Raw genomic sequence first — 26,921 nt, forward strand, 5'->3', positions numbered from 1 at the left:
TGCCCATCAGCGTAGCCGCTCAGCCGAGAAACAGCTGATAGGCCGGGTTGTCGCTTTCGTCCCAGTACGGGTAGCCGATTTCTTCCAGCGCCGCCGGTACCAGATGACGCTCGTCGTGGGGCACTTGCAGGCCCGCGACCACACGGCCATCCGCCGCGCCGTGGTTGCGGTAGTGGAACATCGAAATGTTCCAGCGCCCACCGAGCTTGTTGAGGAAGTTGAACAACGCCCCCGGACGCTCCGGGAACTCGAAGCGCAGCACCACCTCATCGACCACCTGGGCGGCACGCCCGCCAACCATATGGCGAATGTGCAATTTGGCCAGTTCGTTGTCGGTCAGGTCGAGTACCGGGAAACCCTGCTCGGTCAGGCTGGCGAGCAGCGCACTGCGCGGGTCGTTTTCCGGATGGGTCTGCACGCCGACAAAGATGTGCGCTTCGCTGCCGGTGTTGTAGCGGTAGTTGAATTCGGTGATCTGGCGCTTGCCGATGGCTTCGCAGAACGCCTTGAAGCTGCCCGGTTTCTCGGGGATGGTCACGGCGATGATAGCTTCGCGGCCCTCGCCCAGCTCGGCACGCTCGGCGACGTGTCGCAAGCGGTCGAAGTTGACGTTGGCACCGGAATCGATGGCCACGAAGGTGTGGCCGGTGACACCACGTTGCTCGACGTATTTCTTGATCCCGGCCACGCCCAAGGCGCCGGCAGGTTCAGTGATCGAGCGGGTATCGTCGTAGATATCCTTGATCGCCGCACAGATTTCATCGGTGCTGACGGTGATCACTTCATCAACGTAGTCTTTGCAGATATCGAAGGTGTGCTGGCCGATCTGCGCCACCGCGACGCCATCGGCAAACAGGCCCACGGTCGGCAACACCACGCGCTCACCGGCCGCCATGGCGGCTTGCAGGCAGTTGGAGTCATCCGGTTCGACGCCGATGATCTTGATGTCCGGACGCAGGTATTTCACGTACGCCGCAATCCCGGCGATCAATCCGCCACCGCCCACCGGAACGAAGATCGCATCCAGACGCCCCGGGTGCTGGCGCAGAATCTCCATGGCCACCGTGCCCTGCCCGGCAATAGTGTGGGGATCGTCGTAGGGGTGAATGTAGACGTAGCCTTTTTCGTCGACCAGTTTCAGCGAGTAGGCCAGGGCTTCCGGGAACGAATCGCCGTGCAGTACCACTTTGCCGCCGCGCGAACGCACGCCCTCGACCTTGATCTCCGGGGTGGTCTTGGGCATCACGATGGTCGCTTTCACGCCCAGCACTTTGGCTGCCAGGGCCAGGCCTTGCGCATGGTTGCCCGCCGAAGCGGTGACCACGCCACGGGCGCGCTCTTCATCGCTCAGTTGCGTCAGCTTGTTGTAAGCGCCGCGAATCTTGAACGAGAACACCGGCTGCAAGTCTTCACGCTTGAGCCAAATCTCGTTGCCCAGCCGCTCGGAGAGCTGGCGAGCAGTCTGCAATGGGGTTTCTACGGCAACGTCATAAACGCGCGAGGTGAGGATCTTTTTGACGTACTGTTCGAGCATCGGAAAGCATCACTGAACGGGTTGGGCAGGGCCAAGGAGTCTAACCCGGCTTTCGGGCGGGCGACCACACTAAACAGGTGGTTTTAGCCACTCGCAAACGCAAGAGACTCATTGTGGCGAGGGAGCTTGCTCCCGCTGGAGTGCGAAGTGCTCCCCAAAACAGGCAGCCCGTTTCTTCAAACACACTGTATTGGCAGGTTTTACGACTGCTGCGCAGCCGAGCGGGAGCAAGCTCCCTCGCCACAGACAAGCCCCCTCGTCTCCATTCGACACACTGGCAATGACCTTCCACATCGCGAGGCCTATAATGCCGGCCTTTCGTCCCCCTCTTCGGCACCTCGGAGCCCGCATGACCCAGGATCAACTCAAACAGGCAGTGGCTCAGGCCGCCGTCGACTTCATCCTCCCGAAACTCGATGACAAGAGCATCGTCGGGGTCGGCACCGGCTCTACCGCCAATTGCTTCATCGACGCCCTGGCCAAGCACAAAGGCGCGTTTGACGGCGCAGTGGCCAGTTCCGAAGCCACCGCCGCGCGCCTCAAAGGCCACGGTATTCCGGTGTATGAGCTCAATACCGTCAGCGATCTGGAGTTCTACGTCGACGGCGCCGATGAAAGCGACGAGCACCTGCACCTGATCAAAGGCGGCGGTGCAGCCCTGACCCGCGAGAAGATCGTGGCGGCCGTGGCCAAGACCTTCATCTGCATCGCCGACGCCAGCAAACTGGTGCCGGTGCTCGGTGCGTTCCCATTGCCGGTGGAAGTGATCCCGATGGCTCGCAGCCACGTGGCCCGCGAACTGGTGAAGCTGGGCGGCGACCCGGTTTACCGTGAAGGCGTGCTGACCGATAACGGCAACATCATCCTTGACGTGCACAACATGCAGATCACCAACCCGGTGGAGCTGGAAGCACAGATCAACGCCATCGTCGGCGTGGTCACCAACGGTTTGTTCGCGGCCCGCCCGGCGGACTTGCTGCTGTTGGGCACGAGCGAAGGCGTGAAAACCCTCAAGGCCTGATGCCTTAGCCATCTGTAGGAGCGAAGCTTGCTCGCGAAGAGGCCATAGCATTCAACATCTCAGTTGACTGATATGACCTCTTCGCGAGCAAGCTTCGCTCCTACAATTGGTTTTGCGGTGTTGGTCAGGGCTGTGCCGGTTTTTTGAAGACGTAGAACAGGTTCGGCTCGCTGACGAGGTACAGGGTGCCGTCGTCATCCATGGCAATGCCTTCCGGCTTGTGCAATCCCTGACGACCCTTGCTCAGTGACAGGGTGCTCAGCGGTCGCCCGTCCACATCCAGTTCAAGAATCAACCGCGACTCATCGGACAGTGCCAGCAAATGGCCGCTGCGCTCGTCATATTGCAGGCTCGACAGGTCTCGCACGAACATTCCGCCATCGCGCTTGGGATTGTTCACCACGTGCACCGCGTAGGACTTCTCCGGGTTGTAATGGGGAAAGCCCTGCACTTCGTAGATCAGCATCGGGTCGCGCTCCTTGGCGACGAACAAGCGCTTGCCCACCGAGTCATAGGCCAAACCCTCGAAACCCTTGTTGCCGCTCATGTGCACGCCGAGGGTCATCTGCTCGGCGTCCGCGGCATCGAGGAACGTCGTGCCCTTGCGCAGATGAATCTTGATCAGCCGTTGCTCACGCTCATCGGTGATCACGTAAGTGTCAGCGCTAATGAACTCCACTGCTTCCGGGTCGCCGAACCCGACCAGCGCCACACGCCGCAGGATTTTGCCTTCCAGGGACAACTCGATCAGCTCGGCGTTTTTTTGGGTGACCGTGAACAGGCTTTTGCGCACGGGATCGAAGGTCAGCGCTGAAACATCGTCGTCCAGACCGTCAATGACTCGCGCCTCGATCGCCACCTGATACTGGTCCAGGCCAATGGATCGGGTATTCATCGGCTGCCATAGCGCCTGCACATTGAACCCGCTGCGTTCAAACAGGCGCTGGTACTGGCCGACGGCAACCAACACGATCAGGGCAATGACCGACAGGATCAGCATCAGGGGTTTGGGGCGGACAAGTCGACGCATTCAGGCAAACTCGGAAACAGGACGGGCGGATGAAACACCACGGCTGCCTGAATTAAAACCCTAATGGCCCGCGACCTTCTACCGCAACTACCGAACCTGTTGCTTTTCGAAGCGGTAGAACAGGTTCGGCTCGCTCACCATGTACAGCGTGCCTGCTTCGTCCATGGTGACGCCTTCGGCACGGGGAATGGTTTTCTTCAGGCCATTGAACCCTCCGAGCAAGGTCATGAAACTGACCTGCTCGCCCTTCTCGTCCAGTTCCAACAACAAGTGAGAGTCGGCGGACAGCACCAGGGTGTGGCCAGTGCGCGGATCGATGGCCAAGGCCGACAGGTTACGGACATCCAGTGCGTCGCTGGAGAGTTTCTGCTTGTCACCCTTCAGGATCTGGCTGCCATCGCTTTTCCAGCTGAACAGCGCTGGTGGACGCTCTTCACCCAGCAGCAGTTGCTGGCGACGGGCATCCCAGACGACGGCTTCGAAGCCTTTATTCTGGTTTTTCGAGGGGCCGAGATCGTATTTCGGGAAATTGGCGATGTTCAGCTCGCGCGTATCGGCATCGACCTTGACGATCGAGAGCAGTTGTTCGCGCTCATCGGTAATCGCCAGCAAACCATTGCCCATTACCGTCACCCCTTCCGGGTTGCTCCACCCCACCAGCGGCATTTTGCGCAACACGTCGCCTTGCAACGTCAGCTCGACCAGGAACGGGTTCTTGCCCATCACGGAGAACAGGGTTTTGGTCTGCGGGTCGTAAGACACGTCCGACGCTTCGTCCTTCTCCATGCCCGGCAGCAGTTTGGCGTCGATCACCGCCCGATAGTCCGGCAGCCAGACACTCTCTTTTCGTTCGGCAGGGCTTTCGAAGCGCTCCTTCACCCAGAGCACACCGCGATCATCCCAATGCATCGCAAACGCAAGGCCATAAGCGGCGACCGCCACCAGTAAAAGCCAGGAATACCAACGCATGACAAAGCGCGAGCGGCGGGCAGTTTTCAGCTTGGGCAGCGATTCGATGGCCATTCAGGGATGCGTTCCAGAAATTCAGGCTATGGGTAATAGCACATTGGGACAGGCTCAGATGCCATAAGCCCCGGAATTATCCAGACAAAATGTGAAAAAAACGGGAAATGGCCGGATTGCCCTGTGTGGGCAGCCAAGATCAAAAGATCGCAGCCTGCGGCAGGCTGCGGTTTTTGCTTTTTAGAGAACGCTACTGGTAAAGCGGCTGACACCCGGCAATTCGAGCACCAGTTCGTCACCGACGTTCAGCGGGCCAACGCCCACCGGCGTGCCAGTGAGGATCACGTCACCGGCCTGCAGCGAGAAGCAGCCGGCCATGTACTGGATCATTGGCACGATCGGATTGAGCATGTCCTTGGTGTTGCCATCCTGGCGGACTTCACCATTGATGGTCAGGCGGATGCCGATGTCGGTCAGGTCGGTAAACGTGCTGCCAGCCACGAATGGCGCAATCACCGCCGCACCGTCAAAGCACTTGGCGATTTCCCACGGCAGGCCCTTGGCTTTAAGCTCGGCCTGCTTGTCGCGCAGGGTCAGGTCCAGGGCCGGGGCGAAGCCGGAGATGGCATCCAGCACTTCTTCGCGGCTCGGCTTGGTCGACAATGGCTTGCCGATCAGCACCGCTATTTCTGCTTCGTAATGCACCGAACCGCGCTCGGTCGGAATGCTGAAGCTGCCTTCCAGTGGCACCACGCAGCTGCCGGGTTTGATGAACAGCAGTGGTTCGGTGGGCACCGGGTTGTCCAGTTCCTTGGCGTGTTCGGCGTAGTTGCGGCCGATGCACACCACTTTCCCCAGCGGAAAATGAATACGCGTTCCGTCGACATACTGGTGCTGATAGCTCATTGACCGACTCCTGCTTCGTGCTCTTAAAGTTCGAAGAATCAAACAGCGAAAATCTTGCCCGGGTTCATGATGCCATTCGGGTCGAACACCGCTTTGACGGCTTTCATGTACTCGATCTCAACCGGTGAGCGGCTATAGGTCAAGTAGTCACGTTTGGTCATGCCCACGCCGTGTTCGGCGGAAATCGAACCGTTGTACTTCTCGACGGTTTCGAACACCCACTTGTTGACGGTGGCGCACTTGGCGAAGAACTCATCCTTGCTCAGGTTATCCGGCTTGAGGATGTTCAAGTGCAGGTTGCCGTCGCCGATGTGGCCGAACCAGACGATTTCGAAGTCCGGGTAGTGTTCGCCGACGATCGCGTCGATTTCCTTCAGGAACCCCGGGACTTTCGACACAGTGACCGAAATGTCGTTTTTGTACGGCGTCCAGTGGGAAATGGTTTCGGAGATGTACTCGCGCAGCTTCCAGAGGTTCTGCAACTGGGTTTCGCTCTGGCTCATCACACCGTCCAGCACCCAGCCCTGCTCGACGCAGTACTCGAAGGTTTCCAGGGCGTGATTGGCCACTTCATCGGTGGTCGCTTCGAATTCCAGCAATGCATAGAACGGGCAGTCGGACTCGAACGGCGCCGGCACATCGCCGCGTGCCATGACCTTGGCCAGGGCTTTGTCGGAGAAGAATTCGAAGGCAGTCAGGTCAAGTTTGCTCTGGAACGCGTGCAATACCGGCATGATCGAATCGAAATCGGCGGTACCGAGCACCATCGCGGTAAGGTTTTTCGGCGCACGGTCCAGACGCATGGTGGCTTCGACGACAAAACCCAGGGTGCCTTCAGCGCCGATGAACAGCTGACGCAGGTCGTAGCCGGTGGCGTTCTTGATCAGGTCTTTGTTCAGTTCCAGCAGATCGCCCTTGCCGGTGACGACTTTCATGCCAGCCACCCAGTTACGGGTCATGCCGTAGCGAATTACCTTGATCCCGCCGGCATTGGTGCCGATATTGCCACCTATCTGGCTGGAACCTGCCGAAGCGAAGTCCACCGGATAGTACAAACCGTGCTCTTCAGCCTTGTTCTGTAATTGTTCGGTAACCACGCCCGGCTGACAAACAACGGTGCGATCGGTGAGGTTCACGTCGAGAATCTGGTTCATGTAGTCGAAGGACACGACCACTTCGCCATTGGCCGCCACTGCTGCGGCAGAAAGCCCGGTACGACCGCCGGACGGCACCAGCGCAACCTTGTGTTCATTGGCCCAACGGACAATGGCCTGGACCTGCTCGATGGTCTTGGGGAACACAATGGCCGTCGGGGCCGGGGCGAAATGTTTGGTCCAATCCTTGCCGTAAGCGTTCAGGGAGTCGGCGTCGGTCAGCACCTTGCCAGGCTCAACCAGGGTCTTCAGCTCATCAATCAGCGCAGGATTGGTCATCGACAGAACTCTCGAACAATTCATGGTCATCCTGAGTACGCTTCACGTCGCAGAATGAGTGTTAGCAGGTCGCATATGCTAGCATACCGACCCCGCAGGATAGTGCCCAAAGGCTGTTCTGCGGCGACGGCTTTCCTGCCGTCCGGGTCAGCTCTGGCTGCTCCCTTCCCTGCCATTTTTTCTCCGGGACACAGGTTTACGCAGATGAGCAAGACTTCTCTCGATAAGAGCAAGATCAAGTTCCTTCTTCTCGAAGGCGTCCACCAATCGGCTGTCGACGTCCTCAAGGCGGCGGGCTACACCAGCATCGAGTACCTCACAGGTTCTCTGCCGGACGCCCAGCTGAAGGAAAAGATCGCTGATGCTCACTTCATCGGCATTCGCTCCCGCACTCAACTGACCGAAGAGATCTTCGATCACGCGAAGAAACTGGTGGCTGTCGGCTGTTTCTGCATCGGCACCAACCAGGTCGACCTCAACGCGGCTCGCGAACGCGGTATCGCGGTATTCAACGCGCCGTACTCCAACACTCGCTCCGTTGCCGAGCTGGTGCTGGCCGAGGCGATCCTGTTGCTGCGCGGCATCCCTGAGAAGAACGCTTCCTGCCACCGTGGCGGCTGGATCAAAAGCGCAGCCAACTCCTTCGAAATCCGCGGTAAAAAGCTGGGTATCGTCGGTTACGGCTCGATCGGCACTCAACTGTCGGTCCTGGCTGAAGGCTTAGGGATGCAGGTTTACTTCTACGACACCGTGACCAAGCTGCCATTGGGCAACGCCACCCAGGTCGGCAACCTGCACGAGCTGTTGGGCATGTCCGACATCGTCACCCTGCACGTTCCGGAAACCGCTGCCACCCAGTGGATGATCGGCGAGAAGGAAATCCGCGCCATCAAGAAGGGCGGCATCCTGATCAACGCCGCGCGCGGCACCGTGGTCGAACTGGACGCCCTGGCGGACGCGATCAAGGACAAGCACCTGATCGGCGCGGCCATCGACGTATTCCCGGTGGAGCCACGCTCCAACGAAGAAGAGTTCGAAAGCCCGCTGCGTGGCCTGGACAACGTGATCCTGACCCCGCACATCGGTGGTTCTACCGCTGAAGCGCAGGCCAACATCGGCCTGGAAGTGGCGGAAAAACTGGTCAAGTACAGCGACAACGGTACATCGGTATCGTCCGTGAACTTCCCGGAAGTGGCCCTGCCGGCTCACCCTGGCAAGCACCGCCTGCTGCACATCCACGAGAACATTCCGGGCGTGATGAGCGAGATCAACAAGGTCTTCGCCGAAAACGGCATCAACATTTCCGGTCAGTTCCTGCAGACCAACGAGAAAGTCGGCTACGTCGTGATCGACGTCGATGCCGATTACTCGGAAATGGCGCAAGAGAAGCTGCAGCACATCAACGGCACCATTCGTTGCCGCGTGTTGTTCTGATCGCGACTTGAGCGACAAAAAAGGGAGCTCCTCGGAGCTCCCTTTTTTACGGCTGCTTTTTCATCGTTGTGGAAAAGTTACTTCACCGTCACGGTGATTTTCTTCGACACGATCGGCGGATCGAACGGCATGTGACCGCTGTCGCCCAGTTCGAGCTGCAAGGTGTGCTTGCCCGGTGCCAGTTTGATTTCAGCGTGAGTCTGCGCTTTGCCAAAGTGCATGTGATTGGCATCGTTTGGAATCGGAGCGCCGGCAGCCGGTAGTTTGTCGACATCGATCAGCAGATGGTGGTGCCCAGTGTTTTTGGTGGTGTCGCCCGCTGGTGCCAGTGCGATTTCCTTGACGCCGAAATTCACTGTAAAGGTTTGCGCGACCGTGGCTCCGTCCGCAGGAGATACGATGAACACTTCTGCCCCCTTCGGAGCCGGGGTGGCGGCACCGGCCAGCACCGAAACACCCATCAGCACACCAGCCAATGCTGCTCGTGACATAAAGCTTTTCATTCTCTTCTCCAGTTTTTCCGTAAAATTCGCTCGACCGTGAACAACTTAACGGCCATTCGTTGTCGAAGGCACTCAATAACCATAGCAAAGCGAGCCTGAACAGCGCGTCGCGATAAATGAATTCAAAGGAGTGACCATGCGCTTTTTGCCTGGCCTGATCTGCCTGCTACCCCTTTTGAGCCCTTTGGCTCATGCCGAACTGATGGACGATGTAAACGACCGCGGCGAATTGCGCATTGCTCTTGAGGCTAATACACCGCCCTTCAATTTCAAGGATGACGGCAAACTGACCGGGTTCGAGGTCGAGCTGGGTCAACTGCTGGCCAATGAGCTGGATGTACGGGCCGACTTCGTCGTCACTGATTCCGACGATCTGATGACCGGCGTCGAAAGCGGCAAATACGACGTTGCCATCAATCACATAGCACTGACCCCGGATCTGAAGGATCGTTTCGACTTCAGCGAACCTTACATTCACACCAACGCGCAATTGATCGCGCAGAAAGAAGTGCAACCGCGATCAATCCTGATAGTGCAGTCGCTGACGGAGGAAAAGCCGAAAGCCGCCCCGGCTGCAAGCCTGGCCATTCCGTTTCAGAAGGGTAACCCGGCGTTCCATGCCAGCCTGGAAAACGCCTTGCAGCGGATCAAGGCCGATGGCCGGCTGGAGGCCCTGGAGCAGAAGTGGTTTGGGGCAGATGCGGGTGCGGCGCCGAAACCTTGATTCGGGCGAATGAGTAACCCTGCGGGCTGTTACTTCAGGGTTGCCAGGGCCTGCGCCGCTTGCGGCAACTCCAGCTCGCTGAAGACTTGCACACCATGGCGCTTGAGCAGCGCGGCGGTCACGCCCTCACCGCTGACCTTCACTCCACTGAACGTCCCGTCATAGGTCAGCAGATTCCCGCAAGACGGGCTGTTGGCCTTGAGCACGGCAATCCGGATGCCGTGCTGTTGCACCAGCTCCAGCGCCTGAGAAGCCCCCGATAGAAACTCGGCACTGACGTCCTCGCCCTCGGTGGTGATGACCGATGCAAGGCCATCAAGCACTTCACCGCCCTGCCCGCCGGGAATTTCCGCCGCAGCCCTGGGTGTCGGCAACCCGCCAGCGACTTCCGGACACAACGGCACCACCCGGCCCTCGGCAATCCACTGTCCCAACAGATCGAACGGCCCGCTGGCCCCGCCGTCGTAACGGACGCGGTGACCGAGCAAACAGCGGCTTACCAGAATTTTTTGCATGATTAGAACGGCTCGTTGCCACGACGGCGGAACCAGCCCGTCAACGACAGGCGTTCTCGGGTCGCGGGCAGGACTTCGTGGGGCACGTCGCCCGACAGGAACACCACCAGGCATCCGCCGGTGGGCACCACATCGTGCTCGACGCCTTCGTCCAGGTACATGCGCAACTGACCGCCATGCTCGGGCAGCCAGGCGTCGTTGAGGTAGATCACCGCCGAGACCATGCGCCGGTCGTCGTCACGAAAACGGTCGACATGCTTGAGGTAGAAAGCGCCGGGCGGGTACAGGGCGAAATGGCTTTCGAAATCTTCCAGGCCCAGGAACAAACCACGATTCATCGCCTCACGCAGGCTGTCCATCAACCCCAGGTAGCTGTCGCAGGACTCGGCCTGGCCGGGTTCGAGCCACTGGATATGGTCGCCGCGAATGCCCTCGCGAATCTCCGAAAACGCCCCGCGCCCCACGGCGGCCGGGGCGAGCTCACCCTCGGCGGCACGTTTACGACATTCGGCGGCCAGCGCCCGGGTCAGGTCCAGGGGCAGGAAAATATTCTGCTGCGACCAGCCGTGTTCGGCCAGGTCGTCGACGATACGTAACAGCAGTGGATGATCAGAGGGTATGTGCATGGCGCGCATAGTATTCCTGTGCCCGCAAATCCGACAGAGCCACGCAGCGGAGGATTGGTCGGATAAGGTACTCAACCTGATACGAATTCTCGACAAGTACGAATGCCGCACGGAGAATAGTCGCCTGCTGACAGGAGTCCCTATGCGTCGCTTGCTTTTCTCACTGTTGATGTTCTGCGTTTTGCCCGCCTGGGCGGACGGCCACGACCAGTTGTACAAGGTCGCCGGTTGGCCAGAACAACGCGCGCATTTCAACGATGCTCTCTCGGCCGCTCAGCAGCGCTATCAGAACAGCTTGCCACCGGCAGTGTTCCAGGCCCTGGTCGACAACAGCAATCTGCGGTTCGCCCCCAAGGCCATGGACCAGCGCGCCGAAGCGCAACTGCGCAAGAAGCTCGCCGACCCGAAACCTGCGCTGACCTTCTTTCAATCGCCCCTGGGCAAGAAAATCGTCGCCGCCGAACTGCTGGCGACCCGTCGCGATCAATTGGCGAAAAACGCCAAGGGCTTGCCGAAGATGCAGGCCAGCGATACCCGTCAACTGATCATCGGCCACCTGGCCCAGGCCCTGCCCGCCCGCGAGGCCGGCGCTGAAGTCAGCCTGGCGATCGCAGGCGTCGCGGCCGACAGCCTGAGTTCGATGATCCCTGGCTTGCTCGGCAACGGTCAGGCTCAAGGCATGTTGAACGGTCAGCGCCAGCGCCTGATGGAGCAGATCGGCGCCGACCTGAACAACACGCTGCTGTATGTCTATCGCGACCTGTCGGATGACGAACTGGAAGAGTTTTCGACCTTTGCCGAGTCCTCTGAAGGCAAGGCTTATTACCAAGCGGCATTGGCGGCGATTCGGGCGGGGTTGGCAGTGGGGCAAAGTACGTCGAGCCTGACCCAGTAATTTTTGGCGTCCGTGAAATGGCCCGCGAAGACTATCGAAATGTCACCGCCGATCCCGACTCATGCGCTTGGTCAAAAACCCGAAATACTCCTGCCGCAGCCCCGGCGACTCATTCGCCAGATGATGCCGCGCCTCAGGCAGCATCAACACCTGGGGCCGATCGAACTTGCCTCGCAGCACTTCAAGGTTGTGCTCCCAATCCACGGTCATGTCCGCCTGCCCCTGCACGATCAGCGGCCGCCGCGGGCTGCTCGGTGCCGCTTCGATACGCTTGATCCACCGTCCCAGCGCACCGACCCAGGCCGTTGGCAGACGCAGCGGTTGCAGCGGATCGGCCTGCAGGAACGCGAGGAAGTCAGGGTCGTTGGAATTCTCGCTGAAGCGCCGGGCGATGCCTTTGACAAACGGCTTGAGCAGGTAATAACTGAGCCGCGACCAACCCCAGGCTCGCGGCCGCACCAAGGGCGACAGCAGAATCACTTGCCCCTGGGCCGGGCTGCTCGCACCTTGATTGAGTACATGGTCGATCACAATCGCCCCGCCGGTGCTTTGCCCGCACAAGTGCCAGGGCTGCGGAAGGCCCAACGACTGCGCCTCGGCCAGCAGGCCTTGCAGGGCGCTCTGGTACTCGGCGAAGTCCTTGATACTCGCCCGTTCGCCACTGGACAAGCCATGCCCCGGCAGGTCGCAGGCGATTACCGCAAACCCTTGGTCCAGCGCCCACTCAATCACATGCCGGTAGAGCCCGGTGTGATCGTAGAAGCCGTGAAATAGAAACAGCGTCGCCTTCGCCCGCTCGGGCCACCAGAGCTGGCTGACCACTTCATAACCATCGATCTCGAAACGCCCCAAACCACGGCGCAGGGTCCGCTGTGGAAAATCCAGCCCGTAAAAACGCTGATAGGCCATGGCCTCCGTCGACAGCGGCCGCCACTCGGCCAACGGCCGCAGGCTGGCACGCAAATGATCGGGGTCGAAAGTGGCAGACATGGGCTATTCCAGAGCGCTAAACGGACTTTATCGGCCTGCGATATTCATCTGTCGCAGCAAGCATGGCAAGCTAGCCGACCTTCGAGGATTGAAACCCATGCGCCCGGCCTATCGCACCACACTGCTTGCCAGCCTGCTCGCCCTTGTGTGTGCCAGTGTGCTGTGGGCCGCTTACGACTGGTTTCAGGGACGCTACCTGCGAGCCTTCAGTTCGCACACCGCCGTGTTCTCCGGCGACCCGTTGCGCCTGCCCGACGAACTCGCCGGCCCCGGCGCCATTCGCCTGGTGCACTTCTGGGACCCGGCCTGCCCATGCAATGTCGGCAACCAACAACACCTGACTGAACTGGTTGAGCAATATGTACCGCAGGGCGTCGAGTTCTATACGGTACAAAAGCCCGGCAGTCACGGCCAGTTGCCCGGCACCTTGAGCCGCCTGAAAACCCTCGCTGCCCTGCCTGGCTCCGAACAGATTCCCGCCAGTCCGGCAGTGGCGATATGGGACCGCGACGGCAAGCTGGCATATTTCGGCCCGTACAGCGAAGGCCTGACCTGCAATTCGAGCAACAGTTTTATCGAGCCTATCCTGCAGGCGCTGAACGCAGGCAGGGCGGTGAACGCCACCCATACGATGGCGGTGGGTTGCTACTGCCCGTGGCCCGCGGTGGCGAAGTAAGGCATTCCTGACTTTTCCAGGACCGCGATGCCCGGCACAGGAGGTCTGTGCTACACGTTTGCAGCCCACACGGGCGGCAATCCCGAAAGAACAAGGAGCCACCATGAAACGCGTCCTGACCGTACTTGCCTTGCTGATCGTCGCGCTCGCCGCCGGGGGCGGCTGGTATGTGTACAGCAAACAACCGACGCGCCAGGGCCAGGTGGCGTTGCAGCATCTGCAAGGCTCAGTGACCGTGCGCTACGACGAGCGCGGCGTGCCGCATATCCGCGCCGAAAACGAAACCGACCTCTACCGCGCCCTCGGCTACGTGCAGGCCCAGGACCGACTATTCCAGATGGAAGCCGTGCGGCGCCTGGCCCGTGGTGAGCTGGCCGAAGTCCTCGGCCCGAAACTGCTCGACACCGACAAACTGTTTCGCAGCCTGCGCATCCGCGAACGTGCTGACAGTTACGTGGCCGCGCTGGATCGTGAGTCGCCGGCGTGGAAGGCCCTGCAAGCCTATCTGGACGGCATCAATCAATATCAGGACAGCCACGCCGCGCCAGTAGAGTTCGACGTGCTGGGAATCCCCAAGCGCCCTTTCACCGCCGAAGACAGCATCAGCATCGCCGGCTACATGGCCTACAGCTTTGCCGCGGCGTTTCGCACCGAACCCTTGCTGACTTACGTGCGTGATCAACTGGGCGCCGATTACCTGAACATCTTCGACCTCGACTGGCAGCCCAAGGGCGTGCTGGTCAAAGGTCACGCCAGCCCTGCGCCGACGCTCGCCGCCAGTGACTGGAAGGATCTGAACGCCCTCGCCCGCCTGAGCGAACAGGCGCTGGCCGACCACGGCCTGCCGCAATTCGAAGGCAGCAACGCCTGGGTGATTTCCGGCAACCGCAGCAAAAGCGGCAAGCCGCTGCTGGCCGGTGACCCGCACATACGCTTCTCGGTGCCGTCAGTGTGGTACGAGGCGCACCTGTCGGCGCCAGGCTTCGAGCTGTATGGCTACCATCAGGCGCTGGTGCCGTTTGCATTTCTCGGCCACAACCTGGACTTCGGCTGGAGCCTGACGATGTTCCAGAACGACGATCTGGACCTGATCGCCGAGAAGGTCAACCCGGACAACCCGAACCAGGTCTGGTATCGCGGCAAGTGGGTGGACATGGTCACCACCGAACAACAGATCGCAGTGAAAGGCCAGTCACCGGTCACATTGACGCTGCGCCAGTCGCCCCATGGCCCGATCGTCAACGATGCGCTTGGCACTGCCGCCGGCAAGACGCCGGTTGCCATGTGGTGGGCGTTCCTCGAAACCCCGAATCCGATCCTTGACGGCTTCTACCAGCTCAATCGCGCCGACACCCTGGCCAAGGCCCGCGCCGCGGCCGCCAAGGTTCAGGCTCCAGGGTTGAACATCGTCTACGCCAACGCCAAGGGCGACATCGGCTGGTGGGCCTCGGCGTTGCTGCCCAAGCGTCCGGCCGGGATGAAGCCCGGTTTCATCCTCGACGGCAGCACCCCTCAGGCGGACAAGGAAGGTTTTTACCCGTTCAGTGCCAACCCGCAGGAAGAGAACCCGGCGCGGGGCTACATCGTCTCGGCCAACTTCCAACCGGTGTCGCCGACCGGCATGGAAATTCCCGGGTACTACAACCTCGCCGATCGCGGGCAGCAGCTCAATCGCCAGCTCAGCGACAAGAACGTGAAGTGGGACAACGCGGCCAACCAGAAGCTGCAACTGGGTACGACCACCGCCTACGGGCCGCGCTTGCTGGCGCCTTTGCTGCCGGTACTGCGTGAAGTGGTGAGCGACCCGGCCGAACTCAAACTGGTGGAGCAACTGGCGCAGTGGAGCGGCGATTACCCGCTGGACTCCATCAGCGCCACCCTGTTCAACCAGTTCCTGTTCAACCTCGCCGACGCGGCGCTGCGCGATGAACTGGGCAATGACTTCTTCGAAACGCTGCTCCCGACCCGGGTGATCGATGCCGCGCTACCGCGCCTGGCGGCCTCCGCCGACTCGCCGTGGTGGGACAACCGCAACACCCCCGGCAAGGAAACCCGCGCCGATACGGTCAAGGTGGCCTGGCAAGCGAGCATGGCTCATCTCAAAGCCACCCTTGGCGCCGATTCCGCGCAATGGCAGTGGGGCAAGGCGCACACCCTGACCCACGGCCATCCGCTGGGGATGCAAAAGCCCCTGGACCAGATTTTCAACGTTGGCCCATTCGCGGCCCCCGGCACCCACGAAGTACCGAACAACCTCTCGGCCAAGATCGGCCCGGCGCCGTGGCCCGTGACCTACGGCCCGTCGACCCGGCGGCTGATCGACTTCGCCGACCCGGCCCACAGCCTGACCATCAACCCGGTGGGCCAGAGCGGCGTGCCGTTCGACAGCCATTATGCCGACCAGGCCGAGGCGTATATCGAAGGGGTTTATTACCAGGCGAATTTCAATGAGGAAGAAGTGATGGCCAATACCCGCAGCACCTTGAAGCTGTTGCCGGCGCGGTAGATTTTTTCTGGCCGGGCTGACGCCTTCGCCGCAAAACTCTGGGCCATAAAGTCAAAAGATCGCAGCCTGCGGCAACTCTTACGGGATTCACATTCCACTGTAGGAGCTGCCGCAGGTTGCGATCTTTTGATCGGCAGCAGTTTTAAGCCGCTTCCGGTGCCTGCGCCCGACGTACGTCCGGTTGTTTCCAGGAGTCGGCAGCGGCTTCCTCGATGGCTTGCTGGATCGCACGTTTGCGGCTTTCTTCGGCGCGACGGCTGAAGAACCAGACCAGGAAGGTCACCAGCGACACCGCCAGCAGAATCAGGCTGGCCACGGCGTTGATCTCAGGCTTCACGCCCAGACGCACCGCCGAGAACACTTCCATCGGCAGGGTCGTGGAGCCTGGCCCGGACACAAAGCTCGCCAACACCAAATCATCCAGCGACAAGGCAAACGACATCATGCCGCCGGCCGCCAGTGACGGCGCGATCATCGGGATGGTGATCAGGAAGAACACTTTCCATGGCCGCGCACCGAGGTCCATGGCGGCTTCTTCGATGGACAAATCCAATTCACGCAAGCGCGCCGACACCACCACCGCCACATAGGCTGCACAGAATGTGGTGTGAGCGATCCAGATGGTGACGATGCCGCGCTCCTGCGGCCAGCCGATCATCTGCGCCATGGCCACGAACAGCAGCAACAGCGACAGACCAGTGATCACTTCCGGCATCACCAGCGGTGCGGTGACCAGGCCGCCAAACAGTGTGCGGCCCTTGAAGCGGGTGATGCGGGTCAGCACGAACGCCGCCAGCGTCCCCAATGCCACCGCCGCTATCGCCGTGTAGCAAGCGATTTCCAGCGAGCGCACCACTGAGCCCATCAGTTGCGTGTTGTCGAGCAGGCCGACGTACCACTTCACCGACCAGCCGCCCCACACCGTTACCAGTTTCGAGGCGTTGAACGAGTAGATCACCAGGATCAGCATTGGCGCGTAGATGAACAGCAGACCCAGCACCAGCATCAGGTTCGAGAAACGGAAGCGCTTCATTCTTTACCCTCCATTTCCTTGGCCTGACTGCGGTTGAACAGGATGATCGGCACAATCAGGATTGCCAGCATCACCACCGCCAGGGCAGACGCCACCGGCCAGTCGCGGTTGTTGAAGAACTCTTGCCAGAGCACTTTACCGATCATCAGGGTTTCCGGACCGCCGAGCAGTTCCGGGATCACGAACTCCCCCACCACCGGGATGAACACCAGCATGCAGCCGGCGATAATGCCGTTTTTCGACAGCGGCACGGTGATCTTCCAGAAGCTGTTGAAGTTGCTCGAACCGAGGTCCGATGCGGCTTCCAGCAGGCTGTGATCGTGTTTCACCAGGTTGGCGTAGAGCGGCAGGATCATGAACGGCAGATAGGAGTAAACAACCCCGATATAAACCGCCAGGTTGGTATTGAGGATCTGCAACGGCTCGTCGATCCAGCCCATGCTCATCAGAAAACCATTGAGCAGCCCGTTGTTGCTGAGGATGCCCATCCACGCATACACGCGGATCAGGATCGCGGTCCAGGTCGGCATCATGATCAGCAGCACCAGCACCGTTTGCAGCTCTTTGCGGGCGGTGGCAATGCCATAGGCCATCGGGTAGCCGATCAGCAGGCAGAGGATGGTGCTGAACAGCGCCATCTTCAGCGAGCCTAGGTAAGCGGCGATGTACAACTCGTCATCGCCCAGCATCGCGTAGTTGGCCAGGTTGAGCAGCACCTGCAGTTTCTGGTCAACGAAGGTGTAGATCTCGGTGTACGGCGGAATGGCCACGTCGGCTTCAGCGAAGCTGATCTTCAGGACGATGAAGAACGGCAGCATGAAGAACATGAACAGCCAGATGAACGGAACCCCGATGACCAGCTGACGGCCACCGGGAAGTATTCGATTGAGCCGGCGTTTGAGTTTGCGCATGTTCATGAGCGAAGTACCACGCCGCTGTCGTCTTCCCACCACACGTAAACCTGGTCACCCCAGGTCGGGCGCTGGCCACGGCGCTCGGCGTTGGCGACGAAGGACTGCACCAGCTTGCCGCTCGGCAGTTCGACGTAGAACACCGAATGGCCGCCGAGGTAGGCGATGTCGTGCACCTTGCCGCTGGACCAGTTGTGTTCGCAGGTCGGCATTTCGGCCGTCACCAGCAGTTTTTCCGGACGGATTGCGTAAGTAACGGACTTGTCCTGCACCGAGGTGCTGATGCCGTGACCCACGTAAATGTTGCGGTCCAGATCCTTGCAGGTGATCAGTGCATGGCCCTCGGCGTCGTCCACCACTTCACCTTCGAAGATGTTGACGTTGCCGATGAATTCGCAGACCAGGCGGCTGGTCGGGGTTTCGTAGATGTCGATCGGGCTGCCGATCTGGGCGATCCAGCCCAGGTGCATGATCGCGATGCGCTCGGCCATGGTCATGGCCTCTTCCTGGTCGTGGGTCACCATGACGCAGGTTACGCCGACGCGCTCGATGATCTCGACCAGTTCCAGCTGCATTTGCGAACGCAGCTTCTTGTCCAGCGCGCCCATCGGTTCGTCGAGCAACAACAGCTTCGGCCGCTTGGCCAACGAACGCGCCAGGGCCACGCGCTGACGCTGACCACCGGACAGCTGATGCGGTTTGCGCTTGGCGTACTCGCTCATCTGCACCAGCTTGAGCATCTCGGCCACGCGGGCATCGACCTCGGCCGTCGGGATCTTGTCCTGCTTGAGGCCGAAAGCGATGTTCTGCGCCACGGTCATGTGCGGGAACAAGGCGTAGGACTGGAACATCATGTTGATCGGCCGCTCGTACGGCGGCATGTCAGTGATGTCTACACCATCGAGGAAAATGCGCCCCTCCGTGGGCCGTTCGAAACCTGCCAGCATCCGCAGCAAGGTGGATTTGCCCGAACCCGAGCCGCCGAGCAAGGCGAAGATTTCGCCTTTCTTGATTTCCAGGGACACGTCGTCCACGGCAATCGTCTCGTCGAACTTTTTGGTGACCCGGTCGATTTTGACCAACACCTGTTTAGGTGATTGGTCGCCCTCGAGGGCTTTCTTATAGGCGCCGGAGGCAACTGCCATTTACGAAACTCCCAACAGAATTTGCAGTTCGCTCAATGTGGCGAACCTGGATAGTTTGACGCTATTTGCCCGACTTGACCTTGGTCCAGCTGCGCGTCATCAAACGTTGTATGTTCGGTGGCAACTCGATGGACACATACGTCTTGTCGAGGACCGCCTGTGGTGGATAAACCGATGCGTCGGTACGTATGGACTGCTCCATCAATTTGTCCGACCCGGGGTTTGGGTTGGCATAGCCGACGGTATCGCTGACCTTGGCAATCACTTCAGGCTTGAGCAAATAGTTGATGAAGGCGTGGGCTTCCTTGACGTTGGCCGCGTCCTTGGGGATCGCCAGCATGTCGAACCAGAGTGCGCCACCCTCTTTTGGAATCGAGTAGGCGATGTTCATGCCTTTACCGGCTTCAGCCGCGCGTGCCTTGGCCTGGAAAATGTCGCCGGAAAAACCGATCGCAACGCAGATATCGCCGTTGGCCAGGTCCGCGATGTATTTGGATGAGTGGAAGTACGTCACATAAGGTCGCACCGCCAGCAATTTAGCCTCGGCCTTTTTGTAGTCTTCGGGGTTGGTGCTGTTGGCGTTCAGGCCCATGTAGTTGAGGACCGTGGGCATCATTTCATCGGCGGAGTCGAGGAACGCGACGCCGCAGCTGTGCAGCTTCTTGATGTTTTGCGGCTCGAACACCACATCCCAGGAGTCGATCTTGTCGAGCCCCAGCACAGCCTTGATCTTGTCGACGTTGTAACCGATGCCGTTGGTGCCCCACAGATATGGCACGGCATATTGGTTACCCGGATCGTTCTGCTCCAGGCGCTTGAGCAACACCGGGTCGAGGTTGGAATAGTTGCCTAGCTTAGACTTGTCGAGCTTCTGGAAAGCGCCGGCCTTGATCTGCTTGCCAAGGAAATGGTTGGACGGCACGACCACGTCGTAACCGGTACGCCCGGCCAGCAATTTGCCTTCCAGGGTTTCGTTGGAATCGAATACGTCGTAAATCGGCTTGATACCGGCGTCTTTCTGAAAGTCGGCCAGGGTGGTCTCACCGATGTAGTCCGACCAGTTATAAATATGCACCGTGCCGGTGGCCTGGGCACTGACGGCAAGCGTCAGCCCGGCGCCGACCAGCAGGGCATTGCGCAACAAAGAAAAAACAGGCAAGTGGAGGTCCTCTAAAATTAGTTGGGCCCAAGTTGCCCCGCGCTACATGACAGCCATGGCTGCCTGACAACAAAACCGGCGCGCAACTTACCCTCGAAAAACCGTTCCAGCAAACTTTATGAAGATCCTGTAGCAGCGGCCGCAAGCTGCATTCAACTGCGAAGCAGTTGTGCTGTCGAAAAGCGGAGGTCCTTCGGACCTCAACGCAGCCTTCGGCAGCTGCTACAGGGTTTATTACTTATTTACCGGATTTGATCTTGGTCCAGCTGCGGGTCAGTTCGCGCTGGGTTGCGGCTGGCAAATCAGCGATCGCATACAGCTTGGCCTGTACTTCAGGAGTCGGATAGATGCCCGGATCCGAAGTGATGTCCTTGCTCACATACTGGGTGGCTTCAGCATTACCGTTAGGGAAACGCACAGCGTTGGTGATGTCAGCCATTACTTTCGGTTGCAGCAGGTAGTTCATGAACTTGTAGGCCCCCTCGACGTTTTCCGCATCCTTGGGGATTGCGACCATGTCGTAGAAGCTGCCAGCGCCTTCTTTTGGAATGGCGTAGCTGACTTTCACCTTGTCACCGGCTTCGGCAGCACGGGACTTGGCTTGCTGGACGTCACCCGAATAGCCGACGGCTACGCAGATGTTGCCGTTGGCCAGGTCCGAGATGTACTTCGAGGAGTGGAAGTAGGTGATCGAAGGACGAATCTTGAGGAACAGCTCCTCGGCTTTCTTGATGTCTTCTTTCTTCTGGCTGTCGGTTGGCAGACCCAGGTAATGCAGGGCGACCGGCAGCATTTCGGTAGGCGAATCCAGGAAGCTCACACCGCAGCCCTTGAGCTTGGCAATGTTTTCAGGCTTGAGCAGGGTGTCCCAGGAATCGATCGTGTCGACGCCCAGTGCTGCCTTGACTTTCTCAGGGTTGTAACCGATCCCGATCGAGCCCCACATGTAAGGGAAGGCATGTTTGTTGTCCGGGTCACTGACGGAAACCGCTTTAAGCAGTGATTTGTTCAGGTTGCCGTAGTTGGACAGCTTGGACTTGTCCAGCTCCCGGTAAACACCGGCCTTGATTTGCTTGGCGAGGAAGTTGTTCGACGGTACGACAACGTCGTAACCGGACTTGCCTGCCAGCAACTTGGCTTCCAGGGTTTCGTTGCTGTCGAATACGTCGTACACCACCTTGATCCCGGACTCTTTTTCGAAGTTCGCGATGGTGTCCGGTGCGATGTAATCGGACCAGTTGTACACGTGCAGCACTTTATCGTCGGCCTGAACGGCGCCCGCCATCACGCCCATCAGGGACATGGCGAGGAGGGTCTTGCCAGTTATCTTCATACCTAATGCCTTCATGGGTAATGCTCCAGTTTTTCTTTTTAACCACGTGCTCAGCAGCCTGTTACAGGGCATCCGAACAACCGTTAGTCTGGCAAGATCCAAGGCAGGCTTTCAAGGAAAGCCCCATCCTTTGTTTGCACTGAGCGAAGTGCAGACATTGCACCTCGCTCAGAGCCTAGCACTTAGCCCTGCAACGCACTCAGGGTCAGGTCCAGGCACTTGCGCGCCTTGGTCACCAACTCGTCGATTTCAGCCGGTGTAATCACCAGTGGCGGTGCAATGATCATGGTGTCGCCGACCGCACGCATGATCAGGCCGTTGTCGAAGCAGAACTGCCGGCAGATCATGCCGACGCCCTTGCCTTCGTAACGCTTGCGAGTGGCCTTGTCCTGAACCAGCTCGATAGCCCCCAACAGACCGACCCCACGCACTTCCCCCACCAACGGGTGATCGTTCAGTTCCCGTAGACGCTTTTGCAAATAAGGTGCCGTTTCTGCCCGCACATGCTCGACAATTTTCTCATCGCGCAGGATGCGGATGTTTTCCAGCGCCACCGCCGCGGCCACCGGGTGCCCGGAATAGGTGAAACCGTGGTTGAAATCACCACCTTCGTTGAGCACCTCGACCACATCGTCATGCACGATCAGGCCACCCATCGGGATGTAGCCGGACGTCAGACCTTTGGCGATGGTCATCATGTGGGGCTTGAGGTCGTAGAAATCGGTACCGAACCACTCACCGGTACGACCGAAACCGCAGATCACCTCGTCGGCCACGAACAGGATGTCGTACTTGGCGAGGATTTCCTTGATGCGCGGCCAGTAGCTGTCTGGCGGAATGATCACGCCGCCGGCGCCCTGGATCGGCTCGGCAATAAAGGCACCGACGTTGTCGACGCCGATTTCCAGAATCTTCTCTTCCAGCTGATTGGCCGCCCAGATACCGAACTCTTGTGGCGTCATGTCACCGCCTTCACCGAACCAATACGGTTGGGCGATGTGGACGATGCCCGGGATCGGCAAATCGCCCTGTTCGTGCATGTACGTCATGCCACCCAGGCTCGCGCCGGCCACGGTGGAGCCGTGATAGCCGTTCTTGCGACTGATGATGACTTTCTTCTTCGGCTGGCCCTTGATCGCCCAGTAGTGGCGAACCATCCGCAGCATGGTGTCGTTGCCTTCGGAACCGGAACCGGTGAAGAACACATGATTCATGCCTTCAGGCGCGATTTCAGCGATGACCTTGGCCAGCTCCAGCACCGGCGGGTGAGCGGTCTGGAAGAACAGGTTGTAATAAGGCAGTTCGCGCATTTGCTTGGCGGCGGCATCGGCCAGTTCATCGCGACCATAGCCGATCGCGACGCACCACAGACCGGCCATGCCGTCGAGGATCTTGTTGCCTTCGCTGTCCCAGAGGTAAACACCCTTGGCATTGGTGATGATCCGCGGGCCTTTCTCTTTCAGCTGCTTGAAGTCGCTGAACGGGGCCAGGTGGTGATCATTGCTCAGGGTTTGCCATGCACGGGTTTGCGGGTTGTTGCTGGTCATGCGAATTCTCCTTGGATTGCAGTGACGGCGCGACGTCAGAGGGCAATCACGCCCCTTGTCGCGCCCGGCGCATCAGACGGCGAAGAGCAGGAACTCCCGCTCCCACGAACTGATCACGCGCTTGAAGTTTTCATGCTCGGCCCGCTTGACCGCGACGTAGCCTGTGATGAATTTCTTGCCCAGATACTTTTCGATGGTCTTGCTGTTTTCCATACGATCCAGCGCGTCTTCGATGGTTAACGGCAGGCGCAGATTGCGCCGCTCGTAACCACGCCCCACCACCGGGGCACTCGGGTTATGCCCTTCGAGCATCCCGATCAGGCCGCACAACAGGCTGGCGGCGATGGCCAGGTAAGGGTTGGCGTCGGCACCCGGCAGACGGTTTTCCACCCGACGGTTCTGCGGCCCGGCATCCGGCACCCGCAGGCCCACGGTGCGGTTCTCTTCGCCCCACTCCACGTTCACCGGTGCCGAGGTATCCGGCAGGAAGCGGCGGAACGAATTGACGTTGGGCGCGAACAGCGGCAGCAACTCAGGGATGAATTTCTGCAAACCGCCGATGTGATGGAGGAACAGCTGGCTCATGGTCCCGTCTTCATTGGAGAAGACGTTTTTGCCGGTCTCGATGTCGATGATGCTCTGGTGCAAATGCATGGCACTGCCCGGCTCGCCAGTCATGGGCTTGGCCATGAAGGTCGCCGCCACGTTGTGCTTGAGTGCGGCTTCTCGCATGGTGCGTTTGAACACCAGAATCTGGTCGGCCAGGGACAAGGCATCGCCGTGACGGAAGTTGATTTCCATCTGCGCAGTGCCGTCCTCGTGGATCAACGTGTCGAGGTCCAGCTCCTGCAATTCGCACCAGTCGTAGACGTCTTCGAACAACGGGTCGAATTCGTTCGCCGCTTCAATGGAGAACGACTGGCGACCGGTTTCCGGACGACCGGAACGGCCAATCGGCGGTTGCAACGGGTAGTCCGGGTCATCGCTGCGCTTGGTGAGGTAGAACTCCATTTCCGGCGCCACGATCGGCTGCCAGCCGTGGTCGGCGTAGAGCTTCAGTACCTTCTTGAGCACGTTGCGCGGCGACAGCTCGATCGGATTGCCCTGCTTGTCATAGGTGTCGTGGATCACGATGGCGGTGGGCTCGATGGCCCAGGGCACCAGGAACACGGCGTTCTGGTCGGGGCGGCAGACCATGTCGATGTCGGCCGGGTCGAGCAGTTCGTAATAGATGTCGTCTTCGACATAGTCGCCGGTCACGGTCTGCAACAGAACGCTTTCGGGCAGGCGCATGCCTTTTTCGGCGATGAACTTGTTGGTCGGCGAGATCTTGCCCCGGGTGATGCCGGTCAGGTCGCCAATCATGCATTCGACTTCTGTGATCTTGTGGTCTTTCAACCAATCGGTGAGCTGGTCGAGGTTGTTACTCATAAATGCCTCTTAGGCTTGAGTTTCCTGACTTTTATAAGTCAGGCGTTGTTTGACGCATCGGCGTCGCGTTGTAATGCGCGCTTGCGGCAGGCATCGCCAAATGCCTGGAAAATCGCAAGGTAGTCAGGATTCAAGCTTACCTGCCATTCGGGATGCCATTGCACGCCTAAAGCAAAAGCCTTGCCTTCGATCACAGAGACCGCTTCGATCAGCCCATCGGGCGCCACAGCTTCCACACGAAGGCCCGGCGCCAGCCGCTCGACGCCCTGACCATGAATCGAGTTGACTTGAATGTCGCTCGCCAGGCCCAGCCCCGCAAGTACACCACCCGGCTGGACGTGTACCGGGTGACTGGGGGCGTACTGCCCTTCGAGCGGCAGGCTGTCGTCTTCACGGTGGTCCATGAAGGGACCGGCCTCGTGGACCTTCTGATGCAGGCTGCCACCGAACGCCACATTCATTTCCTGGAAGCCGCGGCAGATACCGAGCACGGGAACGCCAGCCTCGACGGCGGCGCGGATCAGCGGGAGAGTGGTGGCATCGCGTGCAGAATCATGAGCAGTACCCGGCGCGCTGGCCGGGCCGTTGTAGTGAAACGGTTCTATATTAGAAGGAGAGCCTGTAAAAAGAATGCCGTCCAGAGCGTCCAGAATATCGGACGGCGCCAGTCGATCTGCCAGGGATGGAAGAATCAACGGCAGGCCTTTGGCAGCTGAAGCCACGGCGCGTACGTATTTGTCGCCACTGATGTGATAAGCATGCAGACCGATCTGCTTTGAGCAGGCGGTGACGCCGATTAACGGCAGGCGAGACATGAAGCACCCCGGTATTATTGCTGTTATGGGTTTAAATCGAGCTTAGCCTTGTTCATTTTTTTACACAACACCCCCGTAAAAAATACAACACGGCCCGCTCAAGCCCGCGGGCGCCAAGACGTCAGAAGACAAAAATACGCCCCAAAGTGCCTCAAAAAAGCCTTGTGAGCGCTTTTTTAGGGCAAAAAAGGCCTCGCTTGACTTCGGCATGCCGTTCGGGTTGACTGGAATCTGAAAAGATCAATGATTGATATTTTTAACAACAAAGGTGTTGCATCATGTCGGTACCCCCGCGTGCCGTTCAGCTTAACGAAGCGAACGCGTTCCTTAAGGAACATCCTGAGGTTCTGTACGTTGACCTTCTGATTGCGGATATGAATGGTGTGGTGCGCGGCAAGCGCATCGAACGCACCAGCCTCCACAAGGTTTACGAGAAAGGCATCAACCTGCCGGCCTCTCTATTTGCTCTGGATATCAATGGCTCGACGGTGGAAAGCACCGGCCTGGGCCTGGACATCGGCGATGCTGACCGAATCTGCTATCCAATCCCCGACACCCTGTGCAATGAGCCCTGGCAGAAGCGCCCGACTGCGCAACTGCTGATGACCATGCACGAACTCGAAGGTGAACCTTTCTTCGCCGACCCGCGCGAAGTCCTGCGTCAAGTGGTGACCAAGTTCGATGAGATGGGCCTGACCATCTGCGCCGCGTTCGAACTGGAGTTCTACCTGATCGACCAGGAAAACGTGAACGGTCGCCCGCAACCGCCGCGCTCGCCGATCTCCGGCAAACGCCCGCACTCGACCCAGGTCTACCTGATCGACGACCTCGACGAATATGTCGACTGCCTCCAGGACATTCTGGAAGGTGCGAAAGAGCAAGGCATTCCTGCCGACGCGATCGTCAAGGAAAGTGCCCCGGCGCAGTTCGAAGTGAACCTGCACCACGTGGCCGACCCTATAAAGGCCTGCGACTACGCGGTGCTGCTCAAGCGTCTGATCAAAAACATCGCCTACGACCATGAGATGGACACCACCTTCATGGCCAAGCCTTATCCAGGCCAGGCGGGTAATGGTCTGCACGTCCACATCTCGATTCTTGATAAAGATGGCAAAAACATTTTTGCCAGCGAGGATCCCGAGCAGAACGCCGCACTGCGTCACGCGATCGGCGGTGTGCTCGAGACCCTGCCGGCGCAGATGGCTTTCCTCTGCCCGAACGTCAACTCCTACCGTCGTTTCGGCGCGCAGTTCTACGTGCCGAACTCGCCGTGCTGGGGCCTGGACAACCGCACCGTGGCGATTCGCGTACCAACCGGCTCCTCCGATGCCGTGCGCATTGAACACCGTGTGGCTGGCGCCGATGCCAACCCGTACCTGCTGATGGCCTCGGTCCTGGCCGGCGTGCACCACGGCCTGGTCAACAAGATCGAGCCGGGCGCGCCCGTGGAAGGCAACAGCTACGAGCAGAACGAGCAAAGCCTGCCGAACAACCTGCGCGATGCACTGCGCGAGCTGGACGACAGCGAAGTCATGGCCAAGTACATCGATCCGAAATACATCGATATCTTCGTCGCCTGTAAAGAGAGCGAGCTGGAGGAGTTCGAACACTCCATCTCCGACCTCGAATACAACTGGTACCTGCATACCGTGTAAACGGTTGCTGTAAATACAACGCCGCCGGCCTTACCGCCTGCGGCGTTTTTTTATGGCCGCCTGCGGCGGTTCGCGGGCAAGCCTCGCTCCTACAAGCCCATGTCGATCGGCGCCCCTGTAGGAGCGAGGCTTGCCC

At 59.5% G+C, this 26,921-nt stretch carries 24 protein-coding genes; 7 read left to right on the forward strand and 17 right to left on the reverse strand.

Going from position 1 to position 26,921, the window contains the following annotated elements; genetic code table 11:
• Positions 1-19: 19 nt before the first annotated feature.
• Positions 20-1,534 (reverse strand): threonine ammonia-lyase, biosynthetic, encoded by a 1,515-nt coding sequence (gene ilvA / locus LOY28_RS28100; RefSeq protein ID WP_018928653.1) that lies wholly within the window; start codon positions 1,532-1,534, stop codon positions 20-22.
• A gap of 349 nt (positions 1,535-1,883) precedes the next feature.
• Between ilvA and rpiA the strand changes: the two genes are divergently transcribed.
• The gene (rpiA, locus tag LOY28_RS28105; RefSeq protein ID WP_018928652.1) at positions 1,884-2,555 is read left to right on the forward strand and encodes a ribose-5-phosphate isomerase RpiA; all 672 of its coding nucleotides are present in this window, start codon (positions 1,884-1,886) and stop codon (positions 2,553-2,555) included.
• 124 nt (positions 2,556-2,679) lie between these two features.
• Here the strand turns inward: rpiA and LOY28_RS28110 are convergent, their stop codons facing one another.
• From LOY28_RS28110 to LOY28_RS28125, 4 genes are all read right to left on the reverse strand, one after another.
• Positions 2,680-3,585, reverse strand: coding sequence for an SdiA-regulated domain-containing protein (locus tag LOY28_RS28110; RefSeq protein WP_026286613.1), 906 nt, complete (start codon positions 3,583-3,585; stop codon positions 2,680-2,682).
• Between the two features lie 87 nt (positions 3,586-3,672).
• Positions 3,673-4,608, reverse strand: coding sequence for an SdiA-regulated domain-containing protein (locus LOY28_RS28115; RefSeq protein ID WP_258612811.1), 936 nt, complete (start codon positions 4,606-4,608; stop codon positions 3,673-3,675).
• Positions 4,609-4,788: 180 nt separating this feature from the next.
• A complete protein-coding gene (locus tag LOY28_RS28120; protein ID WP_018928649.1) occupies positions 4,789-5,454 on the reverse strand; it encodes a fumarylacetoacetate hydrolase family protein in 666 nt (221 codons plus the stop codon).
• A 38-nt stretch (positions 5,455-5,492) separates the two neighbouring features.
• Complete coding sequence (locus tag LOY28_RS28125) at positions 5,493-6,887, reverse strand: FAD-binding oxidoreductase (RefSeq protein ID WP_028939105.1); 1,395 nt, start codon at positions 6,885-6,887, stop codon at positions 5,493-5,495.
• A gap of 204 nt (positions 6,888-7,091) precedes the next feature.
• Between LOY28_RS28125 and serA the strand changes: the two genes are divergently transcribed.
• Positions 7,092-8,321, forward strand: coding sequence for a phosphoglycerate dehydrogenase (serA, locus tag LOY28_RS28130; RefSeq protein ID WP_018928647.1), 1,230 nt, complete (start codon positions 7,092-7,094; stop codon positions 8,319-8,321).
• A gap of 77 nt (positions 8,322-8,398) precedes the next feature.
• Here the strand turns inward: serA and LOY28_RS28135 are convergent, their stop codons facing one another.
• Entirely contained in the window at positions 8,399-8,824 is a 426-nt protein-coding gene (locus tag LOY28_RS28135) for a DUF4399 domain-containing protein (RefSeq protein ID WP_086944382.1), read from the reverse strand.
• 136 nt (positions 8,825-8,960) lie between these two features.
• Between LOY28_RS28135 and LOY28_RS28140 the strand changes: the two genes are divergently transcribed.
• Complete coding sequence (locus LOY28_RS28140) at positions 8,961-9,548, forward strand: transporter substrate-binding domain-containing protein (RefSeq protein WP_258612812.1); 588 nt, start codon at positions 8,961-8,963, stop codon at positions 9,546-9,548.
• A 29-nt stretch (positions 9,549-9,577) separates the two neighbouring features.
• On the opposite strand, the gene LOY28_RS28145 is transcribed toward LOY28_RS28140, so the two are convergent.
• Complete coding sequence (locus tag LOY28_RS28145) at positions 9,578-10,063, reverse strand: DUF523 domain-containing protein (protein WP_258612813.1); 486 nt, start codon at positions 10,061-10,063, stop codon at positions 9,578-9,580.
• 2 nt (positions 10,064-10,065) lie between these two features.
• Entirely contained in the window at positions 10,066-10,698 is a 633-nt protein-coding gene (locus LOY28_RS28150) for a 2OG-Fe(II) oxygenase (RefSeq protein ID WP_018928643.1), read from the reverse strand.
• 133 nt (positions 10,699-10,831) lie between these two features.
• Here LOY28_RS28150 and LOY28_RS28155 point away from each other — a divergent pair, with 133 nt between their 5' ends.
• Positions 10,832-11,584 (forward strand): DUF2059 domain-containing protein, encoded by a 753-nt coding sequence (locus tag LOY28_RS28155; RefSeq protein WP_018928642.1) that lies wholly within the window; start codon positions 10,832-10,834, stop codon positions 11,582-11,584.
• A 42-nt stretch (positions 11,585-11,626) separates the two neighbouring features.
• Here the strand turns inward: LOY28_RS28155 and LOY28_RS28160 are convergent, their stop codons facing one another.
• Complete coding sequence (locus tag LOY28_RS28160; protein ID WP_018928641.1) at positions 11,627-12,574, reverse strand: alpha/beta hydrolase; 948 nt, start codon at positions 12,572-12,574, stop codon at positions 11,627-11,629.
• A gap of 97 nt (positions 12,575-12,671) precedes the next feature.
• On the opposite strand from LOY28_RS28160, the gene LOY28_RS28165 reads away from it, so the two are divergent.
• Positions 12,672-13,250 (forward strand): DUF6436 domain-containing protein, encoded by a 579-nt coding sequence (locus tag LOY28_RS28165; protein WP_064621018.1) that lies wholly within the window; start codon positions 12,672-12,674, stop codon positions 13,248-13,250.
• A 103-nt stretch (positions 13,251-13,353) separates the two neighbouring features.
• Positions 13,354-15,756, forward strand: coding sequence for a penicillin acylase family protein (locus LOY28_RS28170; RefSeq protein ID WP_258612814.1), 2,403 nt, complete (start codon positions 13,354-13,356; stop codon positions 15,754-15,756).
• 142 nt (positions 15,757-15,898) lie between these two features.
• Here the strand turns inward: LOY28_RS28170 and LOY28_RS28175 are convergent, their stop codons facing one another.
• The 8 genes from LOY28_RS28175 to LOY28_RS28210 form a co-directional block, all read right to left on the reverse strand.
• Entirely contained in the window at positions 15,899-16,789 is an 891-nt protein-coding gene (locus tag LOY28_RS28175) for an ABC transporter permease subunit (protein WP_018928638.1), read from the reverse strand.
• The gene (locus tag LOY28_RS28180; protein ID WP_018928637.1) at positions 16,786-17,706 is read right to left on the reverse strand and encodes an ABC transporter permease subunit; all 921 of its coding nucleotides are present in this window, start codon (positions 17,704-17,706) and stop codon (positions 16,786-16,788) included. The genes LOY28_RS28175 and LOY28_RS28180 overlap by 4 nt, the downstream gene beginning before the upstream one ends.
• A complete protein-coding gene (locus tag LOY28_RS28185; protein WP_018928636.1) occupies positions 17,703-18,845 on the reverse strand; it encodes an ABC transporter ATP-binding protein in 1,143 nt (380 codons plus the stop codon). The genes LOY28_RS28180 and LOY28_RS28185 overlap by 4 nt, the downstream gene beginning before the upstream one ends.
• Positions 18,846-18,906: 61 nt before the next feature.
• A complete protein-coding gene (locus LOY28_RS28190) occupies positions 18,907-20,004 on the reverse strand; it encodes a polyamine ABC transporter substrate-binding protein (RefSeq protein ID WP_309475733.1) in 1,098 nt (365 codons plus the stop codon).
• Positions 20,005-20,242: 238 nt separating this feature from the next.
• Positions 20,243-21,337 carry a polyamine ABC transporter substrate-binding protein gene (locus LOY28_RS28195; RefSeq protein WP_018928634.1) on the reverse strand — a complete coding sequence of 365 codons (1,095 nt, stop codon included), beginning with the start codon at positions 21,335-21,337 and terminating at the stop codon, positions 20,243-20,245.
• A 182-nt stretch (positions 21,338-21,519) separates the two neighbouring features.
• Positions 21,520-22,884 (reverse strand): aspartate aminotransferase family protein, encoded by a 1,365-nt coding sequence (locus LOY28_RS28200; protein WP_018928633.1) that lies wholly within the window; start codon positions 22,882-22,884, stop codon positions 21,520-21,522.
• Between the two features lie 72 nt (positions 22,885-22,956).
• Entirely contained in the window at positions 22,957-24,315 is a 1,359-nt protein-coding gene (locus tag LOY28_RS28205; RefSeq protein WP_018928632.1) for a glutamine synthetase family protein, read from the reverse strand.
• 38 nt (positions 24,316-24,353) lie between these two features.
• On the reverse strand, positions 24,354-25,130 hold the full coding sequence (locus tag LOY28_RS28210; protein ID WP_064621023.1) for a gamma-glutamyl-gamma-aminobutyrate hydrolase family protein: 777 nt from the start codon (positions 25,128-25,130) through the stop codon (positions 24,354-24,356).
• Between the two features lie 278 nt (positions 25,131-25,408).
• Between LOY28_RS28210 and LOY28_RS28215 the strand changes: the two genes are divergently transcribed.
• Positions 25,409-26,785: a glutamine synthetase family protein gene (locus LOY28_RS28215; RefSeq protein ID WP_018928630.1), complete on the forward strand. Its 1,377-nt coding sequence runs from the start codon at positions 25,409-25,411 to the stop codon at positions 26,783-26,785.
• Positions 26,786-26,921: the final 136 nt, after the last annotated feature.

It is taken from the genome of Pseudomonas sp. B21-017 (genome assembly GCF_024749245.1).
Classification (GTDB): Bacteria; Pseudomonadota; Gammaproteobacteria; order Pseudomonadales; family Pseudomonadaceae; genus Aquipseudomonas.

Excerpts from the sequence above, each read along its gene's own strand:
- LOY28_RS28135 (WP_086944382.1), bottom strand. The coding sequence starts at position 8,824 with ATGAAAAGCTTTATGTCACGAGCAGCATTGGCTGGTGTGCTGATGGGT.
- LOY28_RS28120 (WP_018928649.1), bottom strand. The coding sequence starts at position 5,454 with ATGAGCTATCAGCACCAGTATGTCGACGGAACGCGTATTCATTTTCCG.
- LOY28_RS28150 (WP_018928643.1), bottom strand. The coding sequence starts at position 10,698 with ATGCGCGCCATGCACATACCCTCTGATCATCCACTGCTGTTACGTATC.
- LOY28_RS28175 (WP_018928638.1), bottom strand. The coding sequence starts at position 16,789 with ATGAAGCGCTTCCGTTTCTCGAACCTGATGCTGGTGCTGGGTCTGCTG.
- LOY28_RS28140 (WP_258612812.1), top strand. The coding sequence starts at position 8,961 with ATGCGCTTTTTGCCTGGCCTGATCTGCCTGCTACCCCTTTTGAGCCCT.
- rpiA (WP_018928652.1), top strand. The coding sequence starts at position 1,884 with ATGACCCAGGATCAACTCAAACAGGCAGTGGCTCAGGCCGCCGTCGAC.
- LOY28_RS28125 (WP_028939105.1), bottom strand. The coding sequence starts at position 6,887 with ATGACCAATCCTGCGCTGATTGATGAGCTGAAGACCCTGGTTGAGCCT.
- LOY28_RS28185 (WP_018928636.1), bottom strand. The coding sequence starts at position 18,845 with ATGGCAGTTGCCTCCGGCGCCTATAAGAAAGCCCTCGAGGGCGACCAA.
- LOY28_RS28115 (WP_258612811.1), bottom strand. The coding sequence starts at position 4,608 with ATGGCCATCGAATCGCTGCCCAAGCTGAAAACTGCCCGCCGCTCGCGC.
- LOY28_RS28145 (WP_258612813.1), bottom strand. The coding sequence starts at position 10,063 with ATGCAAAAAATTCTGGTAAGCCGCTGTTTGCTCGGTCACCGCGTCCGT.
- LOY28_RS28160 (WP_018928641.1), bottom strand. The coding sequence starts at position 12,574 with ATGTCTGCCACTTTCGACCCCGATCATTTGCGTGCCAGCCTGCGGCCG.
- LOY28_RS28110 (WP_026286613.1), bottom strand. The coding sequence starts at position 3,585 with ATGCGTCGACTTGTCCGCCCCAAACCCCTGATGCTGATCCTGTCGGTC.
- LOY28_RS28170 (WP_258612814.1), top strand. The coding sequence starts at position 13,354 with ATGAAACGCGTCCTGACCGTACTTGCCTTGCTGATCGTCGCGCTCGCC.
- LOY28_RS28180 (WP_018928637.1), bottom strand. The coding sequence starts at position 17,706 with ATGAACATGCGCAAACTCAAACGCCGGCTCAATCGAATACTTCCCGGT.
- LOY28_RS28195 (WP_018928634.1), bottom strand. The coding sequence starts at position 21,337 with ATGAAGATAACTGGCAAGACCCTCCTCGCCATGTCCCTGATGGGCGTG.
- LOY28_RS28165 (WP_064621018.1), top strand. The coding sequence starts at position 12,672 with ATGCGCCCGGCCTATCGCACCACACTGCTTGCCAGCCTGCTCGCCCTT.
- LOY28_RS28210 (WP_064621023.1), bottom strand. The coding sequence starts at position 25,130 with ATGTCTCGCCTGCCGTTAATCGGCGTCACCGCCTGCTCAAAGCAGATC.
- serA (WP_018928647.1), top strand. The coding sequence starts at position 7,092 with ATGAGCAAGACTTCTCTCGATAAGAGCAAGATCAAGTTCCTTCTTCTC.
- LOY28_RS28200 (WP_018928633.1), bottom strand. The coding sequence starts at position 22,884 with ATGACCAGCAACAACCCGCAAACCCGTGCATGGCAAACCCTGAGCAAT.
- LOY28_RS28215 (WP_018928630.1), top strand. The coding sequence starts at position 25,409 with ATGTCGGTACCCCCGCGTGCCGTTCAGCTTAACGAAGCGAACGCGTTC.
- LOY28_RS28155 (WP_018928642.1), top strand. The coding sequence starts at position 10,832 with ATGCGTCGCTTGCTTTTCTCACTGTTGATGTTCTGCGTTTTGCCCGCC.
- LOY28_RS28205 (WP_018928632.1), bottom strand. The coding sequence starts at position 24,315 with ATGAGTAACAACCTCGACCAGCTCACCGATTGGTTGAAAGACCACAAG.
- ilvA (WP_018928653.1), bottom strand. The coding sequence starts at position 1,534 with ATGCTCGAACAGTACGTCAAAAAGATCCTCACCTCGCGCGTTTATGAC.